Origin of the sequence: Vibrio ishigakensis, from assembly GCF_024347675.1 — a bacterium.
Lineage (GTDB): Bacteria > Pseudomonadota > Gammaproteobacteria > Enterobacterales > Vibrionaceae > Vibrio > Vibrio ishigakensis.
In genome coordinates this window covers 500,754-518,062 of the sequence record NZ_AP024881.1, presented here as the reverse complement: position 1 = coordinate 518,062, position 17,309 = coordinate 500,754, and the positions used below count along the sequence as shown (strand labels likewise).

15 protein-coding genes are annotated in these 17,309 nt (G+C 46.2%); 8 read left to right on the top strand and 7 right to left on the bottom strand.

Annotated features, from left to right (window positions below):
- The first annotated feature begins 33 nt into the window (after positions 1–33).
- Positions 34–780, top strand: a complete 747-nt coding sequence (locus tag Pcarn_RS02455; RefSeq protein ID WP_261834819.1) for a copper homeostasis protein CutC — start codon at positions 34–36, stop codon at positions 778–780.
- Here the strand turns inward: Pcarn_RS02455 and phoU are convergent.
- Genes phoU through Pcarn_RS02435 form a run of 4 tightly spaced genes read right to left on the bottom strand, consistent with a single transcriptional unit; the run spans position 773 to position 6,162 of the window.
- On the bottom strand, positions 773–1,471 hold the full coding sequence (gene phoU, locus Pcarn_RS02450) for a phosphate signaling complex protein PhoU (protein ID WP_261834818.1): 699 nt from the start codon (positions 1,469–1,471) through the stop codon (positions 773–775). The genes Pcarn_RS02455 and phoU overlap by 8 nt on opposite strands.
- A 16-nt stretch (positions 1,472–1,487) precedes the next feature.
- Positions 1,488–2,306 (bottom strand): phosphate ABC transporter ATP-binding protein PstB, encoded by an 819-nt coding sequence (gene pstB / locus Pcarn_RS02445; RefSeq protein ID WP_261835628.1) that lies wholly within the window; start codon positions 2,304–2,306, stop codon positions 1,488–1,490.
- Complete coding sequence (gene pstA, locus Pcarn_RS02440; protein ID WP_261834817.1) at positions 2,296–3,972, bottom strand: phosphate ABC transporter permease PstA; 1,677 nt, start codon at positions 3,970–3,972, stop codon at positions 2,296–2,298. Before pstA ends, pstB begins: the two co-directional genes overlap by 11 nt.
- 9 nt (positions 3,973–3,981) lie before the next feature.
- Entirely contained in the window at positions 3,982–6,162 is a 2,181-nt protein-coding gene (locus tag Pcarn_RS02435) for an ABC transporter permease subunit (protein WP_261834816.1), read from the bottom strand.
- A 243-nt stretch (positions 6,163–6,405) separates the two neighbouring features.
- Between Pcarn_RS02435 and ppk1 the strand changes: the two genes are divergently transcribed.
- Positions 6,406–8,514 carry a polyphosphate kinase 1 gene (gene ppk1 / locus Pcarn_RS02430; RefSeq protein WP_261834815.1) on the top strand — a complete coding sequence of 703 codons (2,109 nt, stop codon included), beginning with the start codon at positions 6,406–6,408 and terminating at the stop codon, positions 8,512–8,514.
- Positions 8,504–10,036 carry an exopolyphosphatase gene (gene ppx / locus Pcarn_RS02425; protein WP_261835627.1) on the top strand — a complete coding sequence of 511 codons (1,533 nt, stop codon included), beginning with the start codon at positions 8,504–8,506 and terminating at the stop codon, positions 10,034–10,036. Before ppk1 ends, ppx begins: the two co-directional genes overlap by 11 nt.
- 28 nt (positions 10,037–10,064) lie before the next feature.
- On the opposite strand, the gene Pcarn_RS02420 is transcribed toward ppx, so the two are convergent.
- Genes Pcarn_RS02420 through phoB form a run of 3 tightly spaced genes read right to left on the bottom strand, consistent with a single transcriptional unit; the run spans position 10,065 to position 13,043 of the window.
- Positions 10,065–11,018 (bottom strand): PstS family phosphate ABC transporter substrate-binding protein, encoded by a 954-nt coding sequence (locus Pcarn_RS02420; protein ID WP_261834814.1) that lies wholly within the window; start codon positions 11,016–11,018, stop codon positions 10,065–10,067.
- Positions 11,015–12,322 (bottom strand): phosphate regulon sensor histidine kinase PhoR, encoded by a 1,308-nt coding sequence (gene phoR, locus Pcarn_RS02415; protein WP_261834813.1) that lies wholly within the window; start codon positions 12,320–12,322, stop codon positions 11,015–11,017. The genes Pcarn_RS02420 and phoR overlap by 4 nt, the downstream gene beginning before the upstream one ends.
- 31 nt (positions 12,323–12,353) lie before the next feature.
- Complete coding sequence (gene phoB / locus Pcarn_RS02410) at positions 12,354–13,043, bottom strand: phosphate regulon transcriptional regulator PhoB (RefSeq protein ID WP_261834812.1); 690 nt, start codon at positions 13,041–13,043, stop codon at positions 12,354–12,356.
- 182 nt (positions 13,044–13,225) lie between these two features.
- Here phoB and rdgC point away from each other — a divergent pair, with 182 nt between their 5' ends.
- From rdgC to Pcarn_RS02385, 5 genes are all read left to right on the top strand, one after another.
- Complete coding sequence (gene rdgC / locus Pcarn_RS02405) at positions 13,226–14,134, top strand: recombination-associated protein RdgC (protein ID WP_261834811.1); 909 nt, start codon at positions 13,226–13,228, stop codon at positions 14,132–14,134.
- Between the two features lie 131 nt (positions 14,135–14,265).
- Positions 14,266–15,651, top strand: coding sequence for a prephenate-dependent tRNA uridine(34) hydroxylase TrhP (trhP, locus tag Pcarn_RS02400; protein ID WP_261834810.1), 1,386 nt, complete (start codon positions 14,266–14,268; stop codon positions 15,649–15,651).
- A gap of 3 nt (positions 15,652–15,654) precedes the next feature.
- Complete coding sequence (locus tag Pcarn_RS02395) at positions 15,655–15,909, top strand: YfhL family 4Fe-4S dicluster ferredoxin (protein WP_261834809.1); 255 nt, start codon at positions 15,655–15,657, stop codon at positions 15,907–15,909.
- Positions 15,910–15,982: 73 nt separating this feature from the next.
- A complete protein-coding gene (locus Pcarn_RS02390; RefSeq protein WP_261834808.1) occupies positions 15,983–16,435 on the top strand; it encodes a DUF6314 family protein in 453 nt (150 codons plus the stop codon).
- Positions 16,436–16,437: 2 nt separating this feature from the next.
- Positions 16,438–17,289, top strand: coding sequence for a DMT family transporter (locus Pcarn_RS02385; protein WP_390904463.1), 852 nt, complete (start codon positions 16,438–16,440; stop codon positions 17,287–17,289).
- Positions 17,290–17,309: the final 20 nt, after the last annotated feature.

The following is a 17,309-nucleotide window of genomic DNA, read 5'->3' as shown; positions in this document are numbered from 1 at the left end:
TGCTTTTTTTGTTTTAAAAACAGTGAGTTTGCTATGTCTTTTGAACTTGAAGTCTGTATCGACAATATTGAGTCACTCTCGACCGCTATCTCAGCCGGTGCGACCCGAATTGAACTGTGTAGCTCTCTCGCACTCGGTGGCCTAACCCCATCATTCGGGTTTATGAAAGAAGCCGCTAAGCAAAGCTCGATACCTGTCTATGCCATGATTCGCCCAAGACAGGGAGACTTCCTGTTTAACCAACAAGAGCTCGATATCATGTTGAATGACGTTGAAGCTGCCAAGCTTGCGGGTCTAGACGGCATAGTGATAGGTATTCTTAAAACCAACGGTGATATCGATACTGAAAGCTGTCGCAAGCTGATCGATAGAGCGGATGGCATGGGGGTTACCTTCCATCGCGCATTCGATCTATGTCGTGAGCCTAAAACGGCGCTAGAAGAAGTTATCCATCTTGGCTGTGAGCGCATTCTAACTTCAGGCCTAGAGCAGAGCGCTGAACTGGGTGTGAGTATGCTAAGCGAGCTTAATCAGCAAGCCGATGGTCGAATATCTCTGATGGCAGGTGCAGGCGTGAATGTAAGCAACACGAAAATGCTTATTCAAACCGCCAAACTTCACGAAATACACCTATCTGGCAAGGGAGTGCGCGATAGCTTAATGACCTTCAAAGCCGACAAGGCGCAAATGGGTGCAGATGATGTGGATGACAGCAAGGTTCCTGTCACCCAGTTTGATTCTATTGCTAAGGTGCGAGAAGTACTAGACCAGCTTAGCTAGCCCTGTATTTGTAGATCTCTTCTTCATCTCTATGGCGAACGTCTTTACCCTTCACCGCATAGATAATGTATTCACAGATATTCTGACAACGGTCGCCCACACGCTCGATGGCTCTGGCTGACCACATCACTTCTAAGATGGCCGGTATGGATTGCACCTCATCGGTCATAAACTGTGTTAGCTGTTTGATGATGGATTGATACTCTTTATCCACCTTCTCATCCATCTCATATACATTGGCTGCCGATTGCAGATCCATACGCGCGAACGCATCTAAAACCTGATGAAGCATATCGATAGCTAAGCGACAAAGTGGCTCGAGAGAAGTTTGATATCTTGGGTCTACGTTTTTGTGCTCGAGAGAGGTCTTAGCAAGACGCGAGGCCACATCACCGATACGCTCAAGCTCTGCAATGGTCTTGATGATGGACATCACCAAACGCAAGTCACCTGCGGTTGGCTGACGCCTTGCAATGATGCGTGTGCAAGCCTCATCGATGGCCACTTCCATCGCGTTCACGTTGTGGTCTTCTGCAACTACCTTCTTCGCCAATTCATAGTCTTGCCTAACCAGCGAGCGCAGTGCAAAGGCGAGCTGTTGTTCAACCAAGCCGCCCATGGTAAGTACATGGCTTCGAATAGCCTCAAGTTCAACGTTATACTGCCCCGATATGTGGCGACCTGTGTGCATCAATTTAGTCTGCTCCCTAGCCGATTCGACCAGTAATATAATCTTCAGTCTGTTTCATTTTAGGTGATGTGAACATAGAGTCGGTATCTCTATATTCTACGATCTTACCCATGTGCACGAATGCGGTATAGTCACTAACACGCGCTGCTTGTTGCATGTTGTGAGTAACTATCACAACCGTATAGCGAGTCTTCAGCTCGTTGATAAGCTCTTCTATGGTAAGAGTCGAGATAGGATCCAGCGTCGAGGTCGGCTCATCTAGAAGAAGCACCTCAGGCTCAATGGCTATCGCCCTTGCCACCACAAGGCGTTGCTGCTGCCCTGCCGACAAACTAAATGCGCTCTCATGCAGACGATTCTTCACTTCATCCCACAGACCTGCGCCACGAAGGGAACGTTCACAACAATCATCCAGCACACGGCTATTCTTGACTCCCTGTAAACGCAGTCCATAGATCACGTTCTCATACACGGTTTTCGGAAATGGATTAGGCTTTTGAAATACCATACCTACCCTGCGACGAAGTGCTGATACATCGACCTCAGGAGCATACACGTCGTGACCGTGCAGTCGGATATTACCGGTGATCTTGCATCCTTCAATAAGGTCATTCATACGATTAATCGAGCGCATAATGGTGGATTTACCACAGCCAGAAGGACCAATAAAGGCCGTTACCTTGCCCTTAGGGATACGCATAGAGATATCGTGCAACGCCTGCTTCTGCCCGTAATAGAGGTTGAGCTTGTCTATCTCGATAGCCGTTTTATCTGCGGCTAGATTTTTAACATCCAGCGGTTTCAACAGCTTAAAAGAAGAGGTATCAGAAAACATGCTCATCAAATCCTAGGTTGCGGAAGCTTTCGCGTAGCGAATTACGAATACGTATTGCGATCAAGTTTAATCCTATTATTACCGTGACTAAAAGCATAGAGGTTGCATAAACCAATGACTTGGCTGCCTCTAGATTCGAGGTCTGGAAACCCACATCATAGATATGAAAGCCTAGATGCATGAATTTACGTTCAAGATGGATATATGGGAACTGACCATCGATTGGCAAGCTCGGGGCCAGTTTTACTACGCCCACCAGCATCAGTGGTGCCACCTCACCAGCAGCGCGCGCGACCGCGAGTATCAATGCAGTTAGTACCGCTGGCATAGCCATAGGTAAAACAACCCGAAGCAAGGTTTCAGATTTAGTTGCCCCTAGCGCAAAAGAACCATGCCTTACCGATTGTGGAATACGTGATAAACCGTCTTCAATGGTCACGATAACCACCGGCAAAGTCAACATAGCTAGTGTGAGGGATGCCCAGAGCAAGCCAGGCGTGCCAAAGGTTGGCGCAGGCAGAGCATCGGAATAGAACAGCTCATCTATGGTGCCACCCACACTGTACACAAAGAAACCCAGACCAAATACACCGTATACAATGGAGGGTACACCAGCGAGGTTATTCACCGTAATCCGAACCAAACGAGTCAACCAGTTATTCTGCGCATACTCATGTAAATAGACCCCAGCCAATACACCCAATGGCATTACCGCTACCGACATCAATAACACCAAGAGTACCGTACCAAAAATAGCTGGAAATACCCCTCCCTCAGAGTTGGACTCTCTCGGATCATCGACAATAAAGTTCCACAGAGAGGAGAACCAATGCTTAAGCTTGTCACCGGTACTCATCGCATTTGGATACCACGCATCCAAGATCTGATTCATCTTAATCAGGTGAGAATGGCCATGCATATCTCGCATCCATACACTCTGACGACTCAGGATTTCCTGCAGTTGCTCTACCCGAGCTTCGGCTTCATTTCGGCTATCGTTTAACTGCTGTCTGCGGTCAGTGAGGATCTTAAGCCTGCCCTGCTGTTCACCGCTTTGGATAAGAGCCGTGATCTGCTCACGATTACTCTGAAGCTGCCATGAAAGGGGCTCAACCTTGTCGTTTACTATAGAGTTGATCTCAGCTCGTATCTCATTGGCATCATCGACCGCTTGCTTGATGCGATCAGGCAAATCGTCGGTATGACGCTGACCTTCTTGTGTCAAAGCTATGGCTCTACCAATAAACTGCCCAGACTTAACCCTATCTAAAACTAGAATATCTTCAGGTTGCTCTGGTTCCGGCCACAAATAGGTGTAGGTAGAGATAAAGTCGTGTCCATACACATCTCGATTGGCAACCTTGATAATCAGGCGCTCAATAGTCGGTACTCGCTGTGACTCTAACTCACTGCGGAGTTCCATCGGTACTTGAGATTGTTGCTCAGCAGAGAGCTGTTCCCAGTCTATCTGCTGCCTTTGGAATATCTCGCCAACTAAAGTTCTACCTTGCTGGTTCTGCCATTGATAGACGGGCTGGGTCCAAAAATGGTTAAGGCCATTCCAACCAATAAACAGCAGTATCCCCAGCACCAACAAGATACTGGTCGTTACCGCCAAAGAGGTTAGCCATATCCAGGGTTTCCCTGATTGAATCCACTTAATCACAGCTAACCCTTACAGAGAACGATACTTATCGCGCAAGCGCTGACGAACACTCTCTGCCACGCTGTTTACGATAAAGGTGAATAGGAAAAGAACCAGAGCCGAAAGGAACAACAAGCGATAGTGAGAGCTTCCCACTTTAGACTCAGGTAGTTCTGTGGCTATGGTAGCGGTTAAAGAGCGCAGGCCTTCAAATACATTCCAATCGGTTAATGGAGTATTGCCGGTCACAGTAAGCACTATCATAGTCTCACCTACCGCGCGTCCCATACCTAGCATGATCGCAGAGATGATACCTGGACTTGCGGTAAGAAGAACTACACGAGTTAGGGTCTGCCATTCAGTCGCGCCGAGAGCGAGAGACCCTTCCGAGAGGTGTTTAGGAACAGAAAATATGGCGTCTTCAGCTATGGTGAAAATAGTCGGAATTACCGCAAAGCCCATCGCCATTCCCACGATCAGAGAGTTTCTCTGCTGATAATCCCAACCATGATCCGCAAGATAAATAATCAGCCCGTCATTAAACCAGATCTTTTCTAGGTAAGGTGCTGTCTGGAATACTCCCCACACCACTACCAAAAGAATAGGCAACAACGACAGCAGGTGTAATCCACGTGGAACCTTTCTGGTATAGCTTCTAGGAATGGCAGACCAGAGCCCACCACTAAGCAGTGCCACCATAGGTAAGGCTAATAAACAGAGGAAGAAGCCAAACAGATTCTTCTCCATAAATGGAGCTAACCAAATCGCCGCTACGAAACCGATGACTAAAGTCGGTAATGCCTCCATCAATTCTATGGTCGGCTTAATCAAGCCTCTCATTCGTGCGGACATAAAAAAGGCGGTATAAACTGCACCAAACACCGCAATTGGAATAGAAAAGAGCATGGCATAGGTGGCGGCTTTCAATGTGCCAAACACCAAAGGCGTCAAACTAAATTTAGGCTCCACATCCTCTGTAGCGGCTGAGGTTTGCCATACATAGTCTGGCTCGGCATACCCTTCATACTGGATCTTCTGGGTCAGGCCTTTTAATGATACCTGCTGATGCGGTGTTTCCACATGAGTGATTACAGCCTTATTGCCGGAGATACTCATCAAGTATTCATCGTTCTCAGACAGTACGCTTATCGCGACACCACCAAAGGCAGACTTAAACTGCAATACAGGCTCTTCGCGAGTGGAATAAAACAAGGTATGGGTGCCGTTGTCTTCAACCGTCCAAAACCCCTTTGAGGTATGCTGCGGTATTAGGTGCCTAGGCGGTGAATCCAACTGAAATTTCTGAGTATTGGTTAAACGACGTCCGTCATTTACCACCATAAACCACAGTTCAACCTGATTGTCCGAGTTATAGGTAACGGCTCCGCGCTCACCACTAAGCAGCATAAAGGACTTAGAAAGATGTTTAGCTGACAGATTACCTGAGTAATTCTTCTCTTCGAAATTGGAGTCCATACGGGCGCGGCTGAACAGGTGTAACTGTTTGTCATCCAGCACAATCAAGAAGCGACCATCGCTGGATACCTGTGCATGGTGAATGTTTCGAAAATCCTTGGCGACGGTTTGGATCTTATGTTGTGGCAGTCCTGCACTATCAAGCCAGTAACTGAGCACCTCTACCCTGCTATCATCGGTGCGAACAAAGACTGATTGTTCACTCTGTTTAGCGAACACAAAGTTTCGTGTAACAAAACCATTGTCAGCAAAGCTTAACTTAGAAAGAGTACTCTCAACCCTTAGATTAGGCGTGTAGTTCTTGCCGGTTTGAGAGTGAGAAACGATAAACTCCGGCATCACCACTTCCAGCGCACCGTGCTTATCTATAGTTGCAATCCAAGAGCGAAGACCCGACTTAGCGATAGCCACAGGTTCACGATTGAGTCGAGCACGATTGATAAGGTTGAGGCTGCCCTGTTTAATGGTGAAATACTGGATAGCCCCACGCTTGGTCACGAGTACTAGGTTTTCACCTGTGCTGTCTATACTGGCATCAGCAATATCATCGCTGCTCACAGGCAAGGTCACCTGAATAGAGTTATGCGATGGAGTACTAAAAATCGGCAAGGTTTCTGAGATAAAGTAGAAAAAGATCCCAAGCAATCCAACCAATAGACCCAAGCCACTGGCTTTAACCACTGCAGTTATCGCTTTATCTTTGAGTAGTCGGACTCTATTGGTCTCTTGTAGCAATTGAGGGGCCTTATTGTTGAAATTGTTTTTATCTGAACCGAACGAGCCTAACAGAGGCGTTTGACACCTAAATGACAACTGGCAAATTATTGATATGCAAAACCACTAATAAACCATTGAAACAATTAGCATTCTGTAACAAAGCATCCATACATTGTCATTGGAGTGACATCTTAACGCAATACAATTCGCCACCCAATTTTAGCACTAGACTTGCTTAGCAACTAGAAAACGGTAGACAAGATGAGCACTGAAAAACTGTATGTAGAAAAAGAACTTAGCTGGCTTTCTTTTAATGAACGAGTGCTCCAAGAAGCGGCCGATAAGTCCGTACCCTTGATCGAAAGAATCCGCTTTCTAGGTATTTTCTCTAATAACTTGGATGAGTTTTATAAGGTTCGGTTCGCCGATGTAAAACGTCGAATTCTTATCAAACAAGAACAGGGACGTAACGACAACTCCAAACACCTACTCAGCAAGATGCAGAGCAAGGCCATCAAACTCAATCAGCGCTTCGATGAACTCTACAACGAACTGCTTCTAGAGATGGCAAGACGACGTATTTTCCTCGTCAACGAAACGCAAATCAATGAAACTCAGCAAGCATGGCTTAAAAAATTCTTTAGAAAAGAGGTGCTTCCACATATCACTCCGATCGTGATGCATGAAGATATCAATGTTCTCGATTTTCTAAAAGATGAATATGCCTATTTGAGCGTAGAGTTGATCAAAGATGAGCAACCTCAGTACGTACTGATCGAGATCCCGACCGACCATCTACCCCGATTCGTGATGGTTCCAGAACAAAAAGGCAAGCGCCGTAAGACCATCATATTGTTGGATAATGTTATCCGACATTGCCTTGAAGACATCTTCCGTGGCTTTTTCGAGTTCGATGAGATCAATTGCTACTCAATGAAGATGACCCGTGATGCTGAATATGACCTGAGCCATGAGGTGGAGCATAGCCTACTGGAGCAGATGTCAGATGGTCTAAGTCAGCGTCTCTCCGCTATGCCGGTGCGTTTTGTCTATGAGCGTGAAATGCCGAAAGAGATGCTGGACTTCCTGTGTGGAAAGCTGGCTATCTCTAACTATGACAGCTTGATCCCTGGTGGTCGCTACCATAACTTCAAAGACTTCATTGCCTTCCCAAATGTCGGTCGAGAGTATTTAGAGAATAAGCCCCTTCCACCGATAAAATCGGCCGCATTCGAGAACTACGACAACAGCTTCGATGCTATCCGAGCTGAAGATATCCTGCTCTACTACCCGTATCACACCTTTGATCATGTCTCAGAGTTGGTGCGTCAGGCATCGTTTGATCCCAAGGTCATCAGCATAAAGATCAACATCTATCGAGTAGCGAAAGACTCTAAATTGATGAACTCTCTTATCGATGCGGTAAATAACGGTAAGAACGTAACCGTAGTCGTTGAGCTTCAAGCACGCTTCGATGAAGAAGCAAATATTTCATGGTCCAAACGATTAACCGATGCAGGCGTTCACGTTATATTTGGCGCACCGGGTCTGAAGATCCATGCAAAACTGCTACTTATCAGCCGTCGTGAGAATGATGAAGTAGTTCGTTATGCTCATATCGGAACCGGCAACTTTCATGAAAAAAATGCACGTATCTATACCGACTTCTCGCTTCTAACCGCTAAACCAGAGATCACCGATGAGGTTCGAAGCGTGTTTGGGTACATTGAAAACCCTTATCGTCCTGTAAACTTCCACCAGCTTATTGTCTCTCCTCGCAACTCTCGCAAGCGTCTCTATCGCTTGATTGATACTGAAATCGAGAATGCACAAGCAGGTCTGAAGTCTGGAATTACTCTCAAGGTAAACAATCTAGTGGACAAGGGGCTTATCAATAAACTGTATCAAGCCAACAATGCTGGCGTTCATATTCGCATGATCATCCGAGGAATGTGCTCCTTGGTTCCTGGTGTAAAAGGCATAAGTGAAAACATAAAGATCATCAGTGTAGTGGATCGCTTCCTCGAACATCCAAGAGTCCTAATTACTGAAAACAATGGCGATCCTAATGTGTTTATCTCGTCGGCAGATTGGATGACTCGAAATATTGAACACCGCATCGAGGTCGCCTCTCCTATCAACGACCCACGCTTGAAAAAGCGCGTTATCGAAATCATAGAGCTACAGTTTACTGATACAGTTAAAGCGAGATGGATAGATAAGGAGATGTCGAACAGATACGTTTCGCGAGGTAATCGCCGTAAAGTTCGCTCTCAAATCGCCACCTATGACTACATCAAGCAGACAGAGAAAAAAGCGAGAAAGTTGAGTGAACAACGAACTCAAGCATCCCCAAAACATGCAAACTGATCAGCCTGGAGAGAAAAACATTGCGGCTATCGACCTTGGCTCTAACAGCTTCCACATGGTAGTAGCTAAGGTTGTCGGTCAGGATTTGCAGATCGTGAGTCGTCATAAGCAGAGGGTCAAACTCGCGAGTGGGCTTGATTCACAAAACAATCTCAACAATGCCGCCATGCAGCGTGGTTTAGACTGTTTGCAGATGTTTGCTGAGCGCCTAGAGGGGATCGATGCTGAAAACGTGCGTATCGTAGCGACCCATACATTAAGGGTGGCTAAGAACGCTCGAATCTTTCTAGAGCGCGCTCGAAATGTTCTTCCCTACCCCATTGAAATCATCCCTGGGGAGGAAGAGGCACGTCTGATCTATACAGGCGTTGCTCACACTCAACCTGTCTCGAAAACCAAGCTTGTTATCGATATCGGTGGTGGTAGTACCGAGATGATCATAGGCACTGGATTCGAGCCTAAGCTGGTGAACAGCAAGCAAATGGGCTGTGTCAGCTATGCCAAGCGTTATTTTAGTGACGACAAGCTTAGCAACAAGAACTTCACCAAGGCCTATCTAGCGGCACGCTCTGAGCTTGAGTCCCTTACAAAGCAATATCAGGCCCATGGTTGGGAACTGGCTCTAGGTTCTTCCGGCACTGTGAAAGCGATCCATTTGTGTATGCTGGCATTAGGCTATGAGGATGGCATCATCACTCAAAAGCGTCTGAAGAAATTAGTCCAGCATTTGATGGAGTTTAAGAAGGTCGATAAGATCGCCATCAAGGGCATTCTTGAACAGCGCCTATCCGTGCTTGCTCCTGGCGTCGCTATCTTGCAAGCAATCATGAGCGGATTAAATATCAAGGAGCTTCACTTCTCTCCAAGCGCACTGCGCGAAGGGGTAATGTATGAGGTTGAATCACGCTTCGCCCATTCAGATATCCGTATGCGTACAGCAGAAAACCTAGCCGCTCGTCACCATATTGATGTTGAACAGGCAAATCGCGTTAAGCTGTTTTCCTCTCACTTTATCAAGCAAATAGGCAAAGAGCTCAAGCTCGGTAAAAACAGTGAAGTGACAAAATTGCTAAATTGGGCAGCTCTGCTGCATGAGGTCGGGCTGAGTATTAACTACACTGGCTACCACAGGCACAGCTTTTACCTGCTACAAAATACCAATATGCCTGGATTCAACAGTGAGCAGAAGAAACTGATCGCCACCTTAGCCAGATTCCATCGCAAGACATTAAAGCTAGCTGAGTTGCCTGACTTTAGCCTCTACACCGAAGAGCAGGTCTTAAACCTGATAAAGATTCTGCGACTCTCGGTTACACTCAATGTCTCCAGAAATGACTCAGATCCAGGGCTTTGGAAGCTATGTATCACCGACAGTGGATGGAAGTTAAAACACAAAGACCTAGAGCAGCTTGAACAAAACCGTCTACTGATCACCGACCTTGATCAAGAGCGAAACTACTGGGGCTCAGTGGAGTGGCCACTAGAGTTCAATTTTGAACACCTAATGGAATACAGCGACTAGCAAAAAGGCAGCCTGGCTGCCTTTTGTTTTATAGTTTGAGGCCGACTTTCGCGAGTTCTTGTTTTGCAAGCTGAGTGGAAACTGATATGTAGCCACTGCGACTCACCGCTTCTTGCCCCTCTCGAGAATAGATAAAGCGGATAAACTCTCTTTCACGTCGTGATAGAGAACGATTCGGCGGCTTGTTCACGTACAGATAGAGCTTTCGACTCAAAGGGTACTTACCGCTGATAATATTGCCTCGAGTTGGGAGTTTATAGTCCTCACCGTAGTCATCTAGCGCCACCAGTCGCGCACCTACCACACCTGAGACCACACCCGAATAGCCGATTGTCGAGGGCGTCGATGCCACTGCCTGTACAACTGAAGAAGCACCCAACATCTCATTTACTGAGTTGCTAAAGTCACCGCCACATAGAACCTTGCTTTTAAATACACCATGAGTACCTGACACTGAGTTGCGCCCAAACTTTTGTATCTTCAGTCTTCCCCATGGCTGAGTGACCCCAAGCTCGCTCCAGTTCTGAATGTTCTGCTCAGAACCACAAAAATGGGTGGCAGAGAAGATGGCATCCAACTGCACAAAATTTAGACCTTGAATAGGGTTATCTTGATGAACGAAGATACCTAGGGCATCTAAAGCAACCACTAATGCAGTAGGCTCATACCCGTATTCTTTTTCAAACGCAGCAATTTCACTTGGTTGCATCTCTCGGCTCATAGGGCCGAACTGAGCAGTACCCTCTGTCAAAGCAGGAACCGCTGTGGAACTACCCGCTGCATGCACTTGAACATTTACACTTGGGTAAATAGCAGAAAACTCCTCAGCCCAAGATGTCATAATCCCAGCTAAAGAGTCTGAACCTATTGACGAGATATTACCGCTTAGACCGCTGTATTTGTCATATCTAGGCAGGTTCTCTTCTGCCCGAGCAAAGGCCGAACATAGCAACGCACTTATCAGCAGTAGGGTTCTAATCAAGCAACTTCACCTCGCACTATGAATCGTTTAGGAAGCACAAAAGAGAACTGACTTCCTTTACCCACTTCACTCTGGACCTCAAGCTGAGAGTCGTGGTGACTAAGGGTATGTTTAACAATAGCAAGTCCTAGACCACTGCCACCTGTCTCCCTAGAACGAGCCTTATCCACCCGGTAGAAGCGCTCGGTTAATCTATGTAGATGCTGTGCTTCGATACCCTCACCAGTATCGATAACCTTAAACTCAGCGCCGCTCGGTACTTCTTTCCAACTAATGGTGATCTTACTACCCGCAGGAGTGTACTTAACCGCATTGTAAACAAGGTTAGAGATAGCACTGCGCATCTGATCTTCTTCACCTAGGATCTTCAAGGAATCATCGATATCCAATACTACCTTATGCCCCTTGTCACCACTTAGGGTAATTGCTTCTTTCTCAAGAATATTCAGCATCTTAGGTACATCGATAACATCCTCGCCCCCCATAGGAGCCGCCTCGATCTTAGATAGAGTTAGCAACTGATTAACCAAGCTGTTCATACGATTAAGCTGCTCTGTCATCACCCCGTGTGCCTTTGGCCACATTGGACCGACTAGCATATCTGGATCTGCAGTCATCTCTAGATAACCCTGAAGAACCGTCATTGGAGTTCTAAGCTCATGCGATACGTTCGCAAAAAAGTTACGACGCATACCCTCAAGCTGTTTAAGCTGAGACACGTCACGCACTACCATAAGCTGTTCGCCATCGGTATAAGGCACGATACGAAGCTCAAGGATACGCTCAACATTTAAAGGAGAACGCATCTCTAGAGGCTCAGAGAAGTCGTTTTTGTTTAGGTACTTAATAAAGTCTGGAGACCTTAGAAGGTTAGTAATGGGTAGATCAGAGTCTTCCGGCCAGCGAAAACCCAACAATTGCTGAGCCAATCGGTTACACCAGACGATATTACCCTCTTCGCGAAATACAACTACAGCATCCGGCAGGGATTCGGCACCATTGCGGAAGCGACGGATAAGACCTGTCAGCTCTTTACGTTTACGGCGCTGACGCTGCTGTAAACGATACATACCATTGAACAACGGCTCCCAGTTGCCTGAGCTAGAAGGCGGTGAAAGACGCTTGTCGTTCCACAACCAATTTGAGAAACGCACCTGATTATGAAGGTGCCAACCTAGCTGTAATAAGGTCGCAACCAAGAGCATCCAAGGCATGTAGCCTACGAACCATCCTAGTAATATCCATGGGGTGTAAAAAAAAGCCAGCTCGAGGGCTAGCTTCTTCCAAGTCAACTTTTCTACCATCTAAGGGTATTCTCCAAAGTCCAACTCAAGATTACGCTTTAGTTGAAAAACGGTAACCTGCACCGCGAACGGTTTGGACAAGTTTATGGTGTTCAGTCGCTTCTAAAGCCTTTCTTAATCGGCGGATGTGTACGTCAACGGTACGATCCTCAACATATACATTAGTACCCCAGATATGGTTTAGTAGTTGCTCACGGCTATATACGCGCTCTTGGTGCGTCATAAAGAAGTGCAGCATCTTAAACTCGGTAGGGCCCATGTCTAATGCTTGTTCGTGTGCAGTCACACGGTGAGAAACTGGGTCAAGGCGCAGACCTTGTACATCGATCACTTCCTCTGTAGAGGTAGGAGATGCACGACGAATAACAGCTTTAAGACGAGCTAGCAGCTCTTTCGGGGAGAAAGGCTTAGTGATGTAATCATCAGCACCAACCTCAAGACCTTTAACCTTATCTTCTTCTTCACCACGCGCAGTCAGCATCACAACTGGAATGTTGCGGGTCATCTCTTCACGCTTAAGATGTTTGATAAAATTAATACCTGTGCCGCCTGGTAGCATCCAGTCCAGAAGTACAAGATCAGGGAACGGTTCTTTTAGCAGACTGATCGCAGTGTCATAGTCTTCTGCTTCGATAGTTTCATAGCCTTTCTGCTCCAAAACAAAACAAAGCATTTCGCGAATTGGCGCCTCATCCTCAACAACCAGGATTCTTCTAGACATCTTTTTGATTACCTCGATTAATCTCAAACTCGGCTTATTATCTTGATAAATTATGACACTTTTGTGTCCATTGAAAACAAAAAATCATAATAAATTCATCGCACAACCGATTTTTTGTATTAGGTGAAAGCCACTGCAATGGATTATGATCTCTGCTTTGCAATCCAAAACAGAGTCCAAATATGTGGTTCAAAAACTGTCTTGTTTACCGATTCAATCGTGAAATCGATATCGACCTAGAGAAACTAGAAGCCCAACTGGGTGACTTCAAATTTGCACCTTGTGGCAGCCAAGACAAACAGAAGTTTGGTTGGACCTACGCCATGCCAGGCCAAGACCAGCTTCTAAGCCACCAAGCTGAAGGCAAGATTCTGCTTTGTGCTAAAAAAGAAGAAAAACTACTTCCTGCATCTGTGGTAAATGATGCGGTAGCAAACAAGGTTGACCTTCTTGAAGAGAAAGAAAATCGTCGCCTGAAAAAGACCGAACGCGACACTATCAAAGATGAAGTTTTACTCGATCTACTGCCACGCGCCTTTACCCGTAGCCAACTAACTTTCTTGTTAGTTTCTGTTAATGACGGCGTAATTCTTGTGGATGCTGCAAGTAGTAAGAAAGCAGAAGATGCTCTAGCCCTGCTTCGTAAGACCCTAGGTAGCCTTCCTGTTGTTCCAGCACTACCTGACACACCAGTAGAAACTACGCTTACCGCTTGGGTAGATGCAGACAATGCACCGACTACATTCGAGGTGCTTCAAGAAGCTGAGCTTAAGTCAGCGCTAGAAGACGGCGGTATCATTCGCTGTAAGCAACAAGACCTTCAAAGCGAAGAGATCAAAAACCACATCCAAGCGAACAAGTTTGTGACCAAACTTGCTCTAAACTGGCAAGAGCGCATCGAATTTGTTCTAGCCGATGATGCTAGCCTTAAGCGTCTTAAGTTTGTTGATGAAATCAAAGACCAAAACGATGATATCCCTCGTGAAGACAAGGGCGCACGCTTCGATGCAGACTTCTCACTGATGAGTTCAGAACTTCTTGCACTTGTAGGTGACCTTCATACTGCCCTTGGCGGCCTCGAAGAAGCATAAAATCAGCTAGAATTAGGCTTGTACAAACTTTTTAGTGGCGATTTTTACATCGATACCGTAAAATTCGCCCTCCTTTATATCCCGTCATTTAGTGATGGGATCCTGACTTGAAATCAGAAAGAGTGTACAAGATGTTCAAACCAGAATTACTATCTCCTGCAGGTAGCCTTAAAAACATGCGCTACGCCTTTGCTTATGGTGCAGACGCAGTATATGCAGGCCAACCACGTTACAGCCTTCGTGTAAGAAACAACGAGTTTAACCACGAGAACCTACAGATAGGTATCGATGAAGCACACGCTCAAGGTAAGAAGCTGTACGTTGTTTGTAACATCCAACCACACAACTCTAAGCTAAAAACCTTTATTCGCGACCTTAAGCCGGTAGTTGAAATGGGCCCTGATGCCCTAATCATGTCTGATCCTGGCCTTATCATGATGGTTCGTGAAGCCTTCCCAGAAATGCCAATCCACCTATCTGTTCAAGCAAACGCCGTGAACTGGGCAACGGTTAAGTTCTGGGCTGCCAACGGTGTTGAACGCGTTATCGTTTCTCGTGAGCTATCACTTGAAGAAATCGAAGAGATCCGCGAACACTGCCCTGAGACAGAGCTAGAGGTATTCGTTCACGGTGCTCTGTGCATGGCCTACTCTGGTCGCTGCCTACTGTCTGGTTACATCAACAAGCGTGACCCGAACCAAGGTACTTGCACCAACGCATGTCGTTGGGAATACAAGGTAGAAGAAGGTAAAGAAAACGACGCTGGCGATATCGTTGAGAAGTTTGACCCGACTGAAGCGCAAGCTGTAGAAGTTCAAGACGAGCGTCCTGAAACCACTATCGGTCGCGGCAAGCCAACTGACGAAGTCGTTCTGCTGTCTGAAGCTCACCGTCCAGAAGAAAAAATGGCGGCATTTGAGGATGAGCACGGCACCTATATCATGAACTCTAAGGACCTGCGTGCAGTTCAGCATGTAGAGCGCCTAACCAAGATGGGTGTGCACTCGCTTAAGATCGAAGGTCGTACTAAGTCTTTTTACTACTGTGCTCGTACCGCTCAGGTTTATCGTAAAGCAATCGACGACGCAGTTGCTGGCAAGCCATTTGATGAGACACTACTAGGTACCCTAGAGAGCCTAGCGCACCGTGGCTACACCGAAGGCTTCCTTCGTCGTCACACCCATGATGCATACCAAAACTACGACTACGGCTACTCAGTATCTGACTCTCAGCAGTTTGTTGGTGAGTTCACTGGCAAGCGCCGTGGTGACCTAGCAGAGGTAGAAGTTAAGAACAAATTCATTGTAGGTGACAGCCTTGAGCTAATGACTCCTAAAGGCAATGTTATCTTTAACCTGGAGGCGATGGAAAACCGTAAGTCAGAGCAGATTACCGATGCAAAAGGTAATGGCCACTTCGTGTTTATCCCTGTACCTCAGGACTTGGATCTGGAATACGGTCTTCTGATGCGTAACCTAAACGCAGGTCAGGATACTCGTAATCCAACAGGCAAGTAATCCATGGCATTACTTATCCAAAGCAGTTGCATCAACTGTGATATGTGCGAACCAGAGTGCCCAAACGATGCTATCAGCATGGGTGACTCTATTTATGAGATTGATCCAGACCTTTGCACCGAGTGTAAAGGTCACTACGATGCGCCAACGTGTCAGTCGGTTTGTCCGATTACCAAGTGCATCATTACCGATCCACAGCGCGTTGAAACAGATGAAGAGCTTCTTGAGAAATTCGTTGTAATTCAAGGGCTCGCGTAACTCGCTACTCTATTCAATAATCCGATACTTGTTTCAGGTGTCGGATTTTTTTTCGCTTATTTAGGTGTCGTTTATGTTTGATTTGTGGAGTGCACTGCAATCCATCCGCCAATACAAATATGAGTCCAAACCGGGAGAAAAATCCGTTATGGGTTGGGCCGGTGAAGGGCAAGGCAGTGTCTCTTTGCGCCTAGAGAAGGACACACTTTTCTTCACTGAAACAGGGCAGTTTGTTCTTGCGCAAAATGGCCATAAGGTTGAAACCAATAACGAATTTATCTGGCAAAAACTGACGGATACTCGCATCCGCCTGCTTCATTCACGTTTTGGAAGAGATAAACAGGTTGAGTTATTTGAGCTTATTTATCACTCCGAATCTGATTCGTGGGAAAGCGAACAAGCCCACCTTTGTGGCGATGATATCTATAGCGGCAGGGTCATCAAGGGTGAACAAGGAATAGAGTTCTTTTGGTCCATTACCGGACCACGGAAACAAGAAAATCTAGATTATCGTTATTCGAGGTAATTTTGGGATATTTAATCGTTACGACCATCATGTGGTCACTATCTTTTAGTTTGATTGGTGTTTATCTGGCGGGACAGGTGGATGCCTATGTATCAGTTTGGGTTCGTATCGCACTCGCGGCATTGGTCTTTCTACCATTCCTGCGCCTCAAGGCCGTAACCAAGAAAGAAGCATTTCAGTTAATGGGCATAGGCGGCATCCAATTGGGTTTGATGTATATCTTCTACTATCAGTCGTTCTTGCTACTTACCGTACCCGAAGTACTAATCTTCACCGTATTCACCCCAATCTACGTCACCCTTATCTATGATGCGTTAAAGAAACAGTTTAACCCTTGGTACTTAGTCACTGCTCTTGTAGCTGTAGCCGGTGCAGTGGTAATTCGTTATGACAGTATTACCGAAGACTACCTGATTGGTTTCCTTGTAGTTCAATGCTCTAACCTATGCTTCGCATTCGGTCAGGTGGGATACAAATACTTTAAAGAGTCTCGTCAGGAAATGCGCCAAAGAGATATCTTCGGTTGGTTCTACATTGGTGCATTCGTTGTAGTTAGCATAGCTTGGGCTATCTGGGGCAAAGCTGAAATGCTAAGCGACCCTCTACAACTAGGCATTCTATTGTGGCTTGGTGTCGGTGCTTCAGGATTAGGCTATTTCCTATGGAACCGAGGTGCTAGTCAGGTTGACCCTGGTTATCTCGCAATCATGAACAACGCCCTGATCCCTGCAGGTCTTATCGTAAACGTCACTATATGGAATAGAGATGAAGACCTACTTCGTCTGACTATAGGTGGCGCAATCATACTCTTCGCTCTCTTCCTTCATAGTAAGGTGAAGAAGCGTAGCGCTTAATTCAGAATAAATACAACAAA

What these genes read in the sequence shown, in the direction of transcription:
- Pcarn_RS02455 (WP_261834819.1), top strand. Translation starts at nt 34, where the DNA reads ATGTCTTTTGAACTTGAAGTCTGTATCGACAATATTGAGTCACTCTCG.
- phoU (WP_261834818.1), bottom strand. Translation starts at nt 1,471, where the DNA reads ATGCACACAGGTCGCCACATATCGGGGCAGTATAACGTTGAACTTGAG.
- pstB (WP_261835628.1), bottom strand. Translation starts at nt 2,306, where the DNA reads ATGTTTTCTGATACCTCTTCTTTTAAGCTGTTGAAACCGCTGGATGTT.
- ppk1 (WP_261834815.1), top strand. Translation starts at nt 6,406, where the DNA reads ATGAGCACTGAAAAACTGTATGTAGAAAAAGAACTTAGCTGGCTTTCT.
- ppx (WP_261835627.1), top strand. Translation starts at nt 8,504, where the DNA reads ATGCAAACTGATCAGCCTGGAGAGAAAAACATTGCGGCTATCGACCTT.
- phoR (WP_261834813.1), bottom strand. Translation starts at nt 12,322, where the DNA reads ATGGTAGAAAAGTTGACTTGGAAGAAGCTAGCCCTCGAGCTGGCTTTT.
- phoB (WP_261834812.1), bottom strand. Translation starts at nt 13,043, where the DNA reads ATGTCTAGAAGAATCCTGGTTGTTGAGGATGAGGCGCCAATTCGCGAA.
- rdgC (WP_261834811.1), top strand. Translation starts at nt 13,226, where the DNA reads ATGTGGTTCAAAAACTGTCTTGTTTACCGATTCAATCGTGAAATCGAT.
- trhP (WP_261834810.1), top strand. Translation starts at nt 14,266, where the DNA reads ATGTTCAAACCAGAATTACTATCTCCTGCAGGTAGCCTTAAAAACATG.
- Pcarn_RS02395 (WP_261834809.1), top strand. Translation starts at nt 15,655, where the DNA reads ATGGCATTACTTATCCAAAGCAGTTGCATCAACTGTGATATGTGCGAA.
- Pcarn_RS02390 (WP_261834808.1), top strand. Translation starts at nt 15,983, where the DNA reads ATGTTTGATTTGTGGAGTGCACTGCAATCCATCCGCCAATACAAATAT.